This window comes from Escherichia sp. KTE159, assembly GCF_000408805.1.
GTDB lineage: Bacteria > Pseudomonadota > Gammaproteobacteria > Enterobacterales > Enterobacteriaceae > Escherichia > Escherichia marmotae.
The window spans coordinates 45,261-52,741 of record NZ_KE137292.1 but is presented as its reverse complement, the minus strand read 5'-3'; the positions used below and the strand labels follow the sequence as shown (position 1 = coordinate 52,741).

The 7,481-nt window shown below is 52.9% G+C and carries 6 protein-coding genes and 2 pseudogenes; 2 read left to right on the top strand and 6 right to left on the bottom strand.

The window, feature by feature from the left end; translation table 11 throughout:
* A pseudogene (locus tag A31E_RS25595) lies at positions 1 to 343 on the bottom strand (hypothetical protein); the annotation flags it as partial.
* Here A31E_RS25595 and A31E_RS20925 point away from each other — a divergent pair.
* Complete coding sequence (locus A31E_RS20925) at positions 315 to 530, top strand: SymE family type I addiction module toxin (protein ID WP_016248338.1); 216 nt, start codon at positions 315 to 317, stop codon at positions 528 to 530. The pseudogene A31E_RS25595 and the gene A31E_RS20925 sit on opposite strands and share 29 nt — an antisense overlap.
* 57 nt (positions 531 to 587) lie before the next feature.
* Here the strand turns inward: A31E_RS20925 and A31E_RS20930 are convergent, their stop codons facing one another.
* Both A31E_RS20930 and A31E_RS26345 read right to left on the bottom strand, forming a co-directional pair.
* Positions 588 to 860, bottom strand: a complete 273-nt coding sequence (locus A31E_RS20930) for a hypothetical protein (protein WP_016248337.1) — start codon at positions 858 to 860, stop codon at positions 588 to 590.
* A gap of 6 nt (positions 861 to 866) precedes the next feature.
* Positions 867 to 4,507 (bottom strand): annotated as a pseudogene (locus A31E_RS26345) (RHS repeat-associated core domain-containing protein); the annotation flags it as partial.
* A 205-nt stretch (positions 4,508 to 4,712) separates the two neighbouring features.
* On the opposite strand from A31E_RS26345, the gene A31E_RS26340 reads away from it, so the two are divergent.
* Positions 4,713 to 4,838, top strand: a complete 126-nt coding sequence (locus A31E_RS26340; protein ID WP_261990861.1) for a hypothetical protein — start codon at positions 4,713 to 4,715, stop codon at positions 4,836 to 4,838.
* Between the two features lie 424 nt (positions 4,839 to 5,262).
* On the opposite strand, the gene A31E_RS20935 is transcribed toward A31E_RS26340, so the two are convergent.
* The 3 genes from A31E_RS20935 to A31E_RS0122075 form a co-directional block, all read right to left on the bottom strand.
* The gene (locus A31E_RS20935) at positions 5,263 to 5,568 is read right to left on the bottom strand and encodes a hypothetical protein (protein WP_016248331.1); all 306 of its coding nucleotides are present in this window, start codon (positions 5,566 to 5,568) and stop codon (positions 5,263 to 5,265) included.
* Positions 5,569 to 5,644: 76 nt separating this feature from the next.
* Positions 5,645 to 5,950 carry a hypothetical protein gene (locus tag A31E_RS20940; protein ID WP_016248330.1) on the bottom strand — a complete coding sequence of 102 codons (306 nt, stop codon included), beginning with the start codon at positions 5,948 to 5,950 and terminating at the stop codon, positions 5,645 to 5,647.
* A 28-nt stretch (positions 5,951 to 5,978) separates the two neighbouring features.
* Positions 5,979 to 7,481 (bottom strand): RHS repeat-associated core domain-containing protein (locus A31E_RS0122075; RefSeq protein ID WP_016248329.1); only part of this gene is annotated, 1,503 nt, incomplete at its 5' end.

Sequence of the window (7,481 nt, the reverse complement as noted above, 5' to 3'; positions counted from 1 at the left end):
GATTTCCGGCCTGTTGCGGACTCCGGCTGCCGCCTGGCAGGCTGCGCTGCCAGCTTAACCGGTTGTCGGCGTTGTAGCCGCTGAACGTCGTCAGCCACCCGCTGCGGTCATACGCAAAACGCACCGTGTCCGCCTGCATGTGGTGCAGCCGTTCCCCCGCCTCCGTGGGAGTGAGCGTCACCTCCGTTATCTGGTCAAGACGGTTGTAGCTGAAGGTCCGTGTACTGTGCTGCGTGTCACTGCGCAACAGGCGGCCCAGCGCATCACGCTCCTGCCGCTCATTACGCCCCCCGCCTTCTGTACCCTGCGTCTGGATGATGACCGGATACCCGCTCGCATTCAGCGCCAAATGGCTGAGAGAAGCGGGATTTGAGATCGGCACGGGCGTTACCGTGAAGATCCCGGAAGGATGCCTGATCCTGCTTGCGGATAACAACGAAGTGCAGGAACTGCGCAGGGAACTTTATCAGGCGAAACAGTCTGTTAAGGGGATGCGCGACGGGATGTTTAGTGTGCTGAACGAGAGTTAAATAATAAAAAGCCGGGAAAATAAACCATCCCGGCACGTTATTAAAATATGTAATAGATTAAAGAATATTAAGCAAATAATTCAATTCTTGTTTTAAATAAGCATTATTGTTTTTTTCAATAAGCTCTATCACATATTTCCTTGTGTCATCATTGCCATACTCATTAATATAGAATGAAATTGAATCCATAATATCTCGCTCATAATTATCCAAGGCTAGAACATATATATCAATTAACGCTCTTAGTTGCTTATTTGATAAGGAGTCCATTAAACTGTTTTCAAGCGTTTCATAAAGCAAAACAAGCTCATTTCGACTAATTGTATTCATAATATATTACCTGTAAGGCCCACGACCTGGTCGCATTGGTATATGTGAATCCTGCGGCGTAACAGCTATATTTCCTGAAGGATCATATTTTACTACTGGAACAGTTGGATTATTCCTGCCACCATAATTCCCATTTACAACCCCTGATGTAGGTAATGATTCTATATGAACATGAGGTACTTCGTCTGCAAAACCTCTGGGGCGAGTTCTTTGCATAGCAGGATCAAGCCTCACTGCAACAGTATTTCCGTCAGGTAATGCTTTTGTCCAGACCTCTCCTCCACTATGAGCTTGTACCGACGAGTAACCTCGATTACGCAAAGTTTGTCGTATTTCTCCTGGAGTTTTTCCTGAAAAATTGGGTAGGCCGCCTATTTCCTCCTGAATATTCTGTGCACTTCTGAAGCGCCCATTACTTCCCCTTAATTTACAAAGACCAAGTGGATCAATATAAGTTAATGGATTCGGCGCATAAGCATAGAGGTTTATTCCCCCCGCCAACCCTATCGGGTCCTGGCTGATAAACCGCCCACACTCCGGCGCATAATATCTGAACAGATTGTAATGCAGCCCCGTTTCTTCGTCAAAGTACTGCCCCGGCAGTCGCAGCGGCTGTTCAAAGTACGCCCCGCTGTTGCTGATGTCGCCCCGGTTTTCACCAAACCCCGCCTGGTAGCCCGCCCATACCAGCGTTCCGTCCGCTGCGCTCACCTCCTGCACCGTGCCCGTCACGTCCGTGTGGTAATACCAGATTTTCCGGCTTTCCCCGCGCCCGGTGACAGCCGCCACCGGCGTGTACGGCTGTTCCGCGTCGTACAGGTACGTCCGCTTTCCCTGCCACGTTGTCTCCTGCAACAGCCGGAATCCTTCCCACACAAACGTCGTCCGCCGCTGTTCCCGCTGGTTCGTATGGCGGCCATACGTCGCCTTGCTGATACGCCTGCCCAGCGCATCGTACTGATACCGCGTCTCGCTGTTGCTGCCGATGACCCGCGTTAACTGACCCTGTGCGTTCCACTCCAGTTGCTGTTCTCGCCGCTCTGTCAGTTCACCCCATTCGTTATAGCGGTAACGGTCAGCCAGCCGCTCCGGTCATAGCTGAACACCAGGCAACCACGCAGTTTGTCGTTAATGCCGCTGACTTCACCGTCTGCGTTCCAGATGTAATCCCGCCCCGTCACGCTGTCGCTCTGTGTCGGGGGATTTCCGGCCTGTTGCGGACTCCGGCTGCCGCCTGGCAGGCTGCGCTGCCAGCTTAACCGGTTGTCGGCGTTGTAGCCGCTGAACGTCGTCAGCGCCCCCTGGGTGCGCATCACCTGGCGGTGCAGACTGTCACGCTCATATTCACTGACCGTGATACCATCCAGCGACGTCTGGAGCAGATGCCCGCTGCCGTAGTAAAGATGGCTGAGGTGCTGCCCGTCCGGTAACGTGATATCGGTGGGGTTGCCCAGCGCGTCACGCCGGTACTTTATGCTGCCGTGTACGCTGTGCTCTGCCGTCAGCCACCCGCTGCGGTCATACGCGAAGCGCACCCTGTCCGCCTGCATGTGGTGCAGACGCTCACCTTCTTCCGTGGGGGTGAGCGTCACCTCCGTTATCTGGTCAAGACGGTTGTAGCTGAAGGTCCGTGTACTGTGCTGCGTGTCACTGCGCAGCAGGCGACCCAGCACATCACGCTGCTGTTTCTCATTGCGCACCCCGCCTTCTGTACCCTGCGTCTGGATGATGACCGGATACCCGCCCGCATTCAGCGCAAACATCCGTATCAGGCCGTCCGGGCGCTGTTCTCCCGTCAGTCGTCCATCCGCATCGTGACTGAACCGGTAAAGCGCCCCGTTGCCGTTGCTCAGGCTGGCAATCCACCCCTCCGCAGTGTAATGCCAGCGCGTCTCCCGTTTCCCTTCATCCGTGTGGAGCGTCAACAGCCCCCGCGGCGTATACTGCCAGCTCTGTATACTGCCCGTAAGACGACGGTGGCTGCTCAGTAATCCCAGCGCGTTCCAGGTGTAACGGTCCTGCTGTTTGCCCGGATGGCTGACTGTCTCCGGCTGTCCCAGACGGTTATAGCTGATGTGTACCGTTTTCCCTTCCGCGTCCGTCACCGCCGTCAGGTTGCCGTCTTCATCGTATTCATAACCCGTGGCGCGCCCTGAACAGTCGGTGTAATGCACCAGTTGACCGCGCGCATCGTGCACCAGCGCAACCAGGCCGCCCCTCGCATCCGTGCGGCTGACTGCCAGCCCCTGTTCATCATACCCGTAGCGCGTGACGCGTCCTTCCGGGTCTGTTTCCTGTATTACCTGACCGTGTTCGTTGTAACCCGCTTTCCACACATGGTCGTCATCCAGCGCACGACGAGTGATTTCATCAAAACTGCCGTTCCACTGCGTCTGTGTCACCCGGCCTGCCGGTAACCACCGTCTGCCCGCCAGCAAAATCATAGCGGAACCGGTAATCCTCGCCATCGCTGGTCGAGTGCTCCACCACCCTGGGAACCCCCTCAATCTCTTCCCAGCGGTAGGTACAGGTGAAGCCCGTCGCGTTGCGGTGCTCTGCCATCAGGCCATTTTCATAGGCGAACTGTCGCACTGCCACACCGGCCCGGTTCACCACACCGGTCAGTTGCCCGTTATTGTCGTAACGATATTCCACCAGGTTACCGGGACGTCCTCCCTTCACCAGTTCAATATGCGAAAGTCTTTCCCCCGCTGGGGTCATTGTGCGGTGCAATAACAGATGGTGCCCGCTGCTGGAAGCCACCCGCACCAGCCTGCCGTTCTCTCGCCCGAAAGCTATACGCTGTCGGTAGGGCGTCTCCATAAAAAGTAACGGTGCGACGCGTGGTCATCAAATTCATCAAATATGTAATAGCTGCGGTCGGTGTAATGCAGTACATAGCGTCCGTCATGCAGGCGGCTCAGGTAAAACTGCTCTTCCGGATCGAATATCTGGTGCCCCGGCGTCAGCATGTCTTTCGGATAACTTAACTCACGCCCCTGGCCGCCAATCAGAGTGATATATTTCTCATCGGTGCGCAGGGTTATTTCCCAGTTCAGCCGCCATCCTTTGCCCAGTAGCCCCTCAGTTTCCAGATGGCTGGCATAAAAGCGCGAACAGGTAACAGGCAGGCGGCCCGGCAGGGTGAAATCCGTTTCCGGCAGCAGAATTTTTTGCCCGGTAGTTACATCAACCGGGTTGCTGAACAATCCCATAGCGGCCTCGGAAATGCCCATCCCGGCAATTTCGCCACCAATAAATTTTGCCGCGCATTTTGTGCCAAATTTCGAGCCCATCTTTGTCGCCTGACGCGAGGCTCCAGCCAGCCCCCCCAGCATTCCGGCGACCACATACAGCACATCCACAACCTGACGCAGCCAGTCCGGGATTTCCGGGCTGATTTCCAGTACCGTCTGCGTACCGCCGCCGAGAAAGACATTGGGGGAGCCATCCTCAATCACCGCATCACATTCAGTATGATCATCTTTTCGGGCGGCAGGCTGACTGTTGATGTAGATGTTGCCGGAACCCTGGGCAATGCGGATTTCCGGAGAATGGTCTTCGCATATCACCGTACTCAGTACGGCGCGCGCGGCCGCCGTCAGCCTCCCTGCCGCATCATGCTCGTAGCGCGTGTGACGCTCACCGCCCAGGCTTCACCGCTGCGTGATGCGCGTCGTCTGTCCCGGCGCATACGTGATGTGAACCAGCCATCCGTCCCATCTAGTTGACAGCCTGACGCTTGATGATTTGCCGACGTCGTTTCCGCGCTTTGAGTCAGACCCCGAACAGTTGTGTGAGCATTGCTTGATACTGTTCCAGATTCTGACGGAACAGGTGCAGGGATCTGAAATGGAACAACCTCTGACGGGACTATTGTGTGAGCTGGTCTGGTTCTTTGCAGCAAAACTGAAAGCACCGCGCTGGCTACGTACAACTGATGGTGTGGTGTTTATCAAAGATCTGATCGAGTCATAATATTGATCCCCCGGATTTCTGCTCGCATACGCTGGCTGAAATCTGGGGAAGTGTGGGAGGGGAAGATAATTTAATATCTACAACTTAAAGTCGAGAATCTGAACGAGGCTCTATGGCGATGAAACCAATCCGCTGCAACATCACTATCCCATGGCCCAGCCCCCCAATAACCCATTATACATTCCTCAACAAATTAATTTAACAACCACCAAATCGTGATGGCTCTGTTTAGTATCAGGCTATACTCCTTTGTGATTAATAATATAATCAGACGAGAACGTGAATTAGTTTTTAATACACTCATTTACCCATACATAAATCAGCTCGCAACATCAAAGAACTGTTAATTACTCCAAAATTACTGTACGAATATTTATTTAATATCCAAATTGCACCATGACTTTTATCAGCCCCGACTGGACAATCACATCATGAAACTTTTTATATAGTCTTCCATATATTCCACATCTCCCACATACTTACAACACCACTTGCATGGAGTAGTGGCATCATAGTTTGGATGGGGTAAGATATAGCCTTCGGCGAATACATATTCCATTGCACCTGATTCACCGACACCTACCTCCATATATAAATAGATATAGTCCCCTTCACGTAAAACTATTTTCTCTCCTGAAAAATCATTAATTGTGTCTGATTTTGATAACCCGACACCACTTCCACATATAAAAGAGGATATCAAATCAAACTCTATATGTTCGTTATCCATATCGGCATAAACTCTATGTCGCAAGTTTCTATTTACCATTGGATGGGATAATTTATATTAAAATTAATTAGTTTATTTATGAAAATAAGTTAATTGCTTTTTCCTGGAGCTCTATACCAATATTTTCCAATTCAATCAACCTCTCCTTACTGTACATACCCTCTCTAAAAGAAAACATACCATACACATCCATTAAAGCTAATCCGAGTACTTTTGGCACCATAGACTCATCAACATATACCTCTGCCAAAAAATCCAGGGATTCATATAGTTCCTCAAGTTCTTCATCAGAAAAACCCTTTTTTAATCTTAACCTTACAGGTATTGAGTCATCTCCCAGCAATTTATCAATAACAATTTTTAATGCAGTATCTTTATCCATTTTTTTCAACTCCTATAACTCATCTAACTTAGCAAGTGGTAATAGCATCTGGCGGCACATGTCCTTCAACAAGGACTTCACTGGAACTAGTCGCATAGTTACTTGCTGGTCCTTTTAGCCCGGCCTCCGTTGCTTTCTCAGTTGTTGATAAATCAATAATACTACGATTACCTTTCGCATCAGGTATTACATTATCGGTATCAAACGTAACTGTTGTTTGACCAGGCCCACGATATTGCCTTGCAACCTCTTCACTTGTCGTTGTTGATATAAACTGCGAGCCTTTGAAGGTGCTTTTGCTGCCATTTCTGACATGACCTGCGGCACTCATTCCTCGCCCCGGAGCTTTTGCTGATAATCCATCACTAACAGACTCATCAGCACGAAGATTACGAAAGACCTTTATTAACCCAAGCGGATCAATCCACCCCAGCGCATTCGGCGCATACCGGTAAAGATTTATCCCACCCGCTAATCCTATCGGGTCACTGCTCAAAAACCGTCCAGGCACATCCGGGTCGTAATACCTGAACAGATTATAATGCAGCCCGCTTTCCCTGTCATAATACTGCCCCGCCAGCCGCAGGTTTTGCTCAAATCCTCCCGGACCGCTGAGGTCCGCCTGCATCCGGCCCCACGCCTGCCAGCAGCCGTCCCACACCACCTTTCCCGTTTCATCCGTCACCGTCCTTATCCGCAATGACGGGTCTGTCTGGTAGTGGTAAATCTCCTCCCGGCCTGCACGTCGCTCTGCGCATGCCACCGGCACCGGGCTACGGGCGTCGCCGTAAATATAGGTCTTCCGGCTTTCGCCCGTCCGCTCCTCCAGCAGCCGCGTTCCCTGCCACAGAAAATGGGTTTCGTTTTCCGCCCTGTCCTGCATGTCGGTGCGCGTCACCTTGTGGGTCCGGCGCCCCAGCGCGTCGTAGCGGTAGTGCGTCGTCCGGTCGCCCGATATCACCCGCAGCAGATGACCGTCGGCGTCCCACGCCAGCGTTTTCTCGCTGCGGCCCTCCCCGCGCAGGATGACCTGACCCCATTCATCGTATTCGTAACGGTATTTGCCCCACGCCCTGACGCGGTTGTCCGCCACCGTTTCGTACTCATTCACCGGGTTGCCCGCTTTATCCCAGTGAAAACGTTCCTGCACGCCCTGTGCCGGAGAGTGGCTGCGCAGCCATCCTGCACGGTCGTAGTCATACAGCTCCGCGCCGTGCGGCCCCGTCTCCATTATCAGCTCGCCGTCCGCGCTGTAGCGCCAGTCCTTCCGGTTCTCGCTTTCCGCTTCCGGCGGTATGCCGCTCCCGGCATATTCCCCCCGGATTATCCGCTGCCACGCCATCTGCCCGCTTCGCGTGTAGCCGCTGTACTGTGTCAGTGCCCCCTGACTGCGTATTATCTCCCGGTGCAGCCCGTCACGCGTGATGTCACTCACCAGCCTGCCGTTATACCGGATACCCTGCACGTGTCCGCTGCCGTACATCAGCCATTCCGTCTTTCTGCCGTCCGGCAGCGTCAGGCTCTCCGGGTT